The 594-nt window shown below is 75.8% G+C and carries 1 protein-coding gene; it reads left to right on the top strand.

All coding sequences use genetic code 11. The annotated features are described in order from the left end of the window. Window positions 1-80: 80 nt before the first annotated feature. On the top strand, window positions 81-594 hold a 514-nt coding region (locus tag B7767_RS39405; protein WP_143652910.1), incomplete at its 3' end, for a condensation domain-containing protein.

Here is a 594-nt window from a genome sequence, read left to right as displayed (position 1 = left end):
CCCCCCCCCCCCCCCCGCCGCACCGGTCCGCACCTTCACGGCCGCTCACCGACGCACATCAAGGAAGGGTCCTTCTTACGATGCCTGACGCCGAGTCGGACCGGACCACCGGGTCCGCGCCGTGGCCCCTGACCGGAGCGCAGTCCGGTATCTGGCTCGCCCAGCAGATCGAGCCCGACAGCTCGGTCCACACCCTCGCCTTCGTCCTCGAACTGCGCGGCGCCGTCGACCCCGGCCGCCTCGCCGCCTCGGCGCGCCGGGCCGTCGAGGAGGCCGAGGCCCTGCACGTCCGCGTCACCGCCGACCGGGACGAGCCGCGGCAGACGGTCGTACGGACCCCCGTCGACGTGCCCGTCCTCGACTTCCGGGGCGAGACCGACCCGGACCGGGCGGCCGCCGCCTGGATGGACGCCGACCGCGACCGGCCCGCCGACCTCGCCGGCGGCCCGCTGTTCGCCCAGGCGGTGCTCCGGCTCACCGACGACCACGTGCTCTGGTACCAGCGCTACCACCACATCGTCGTCGACGGCATGGGCGCCGCCCTGATCGCCCGCAGGGCCGGCGAGCTCTACACCGCGGGCGAGCAGGCACCCG

The sequence above is a fragment of the Streptomyces sp. 13-12-16 genome (genome assembly GCF_002114215.1).
GTDB lineage: Bacteria > Actinomycetota > Actinomycetes > Streptomycetales > Streptomycetaceae > Streptomyces.
Note: the sequence above shows the minus strand (reverse complement) of the source record. Positions and strands in the feature narration are given on the sequence as shown.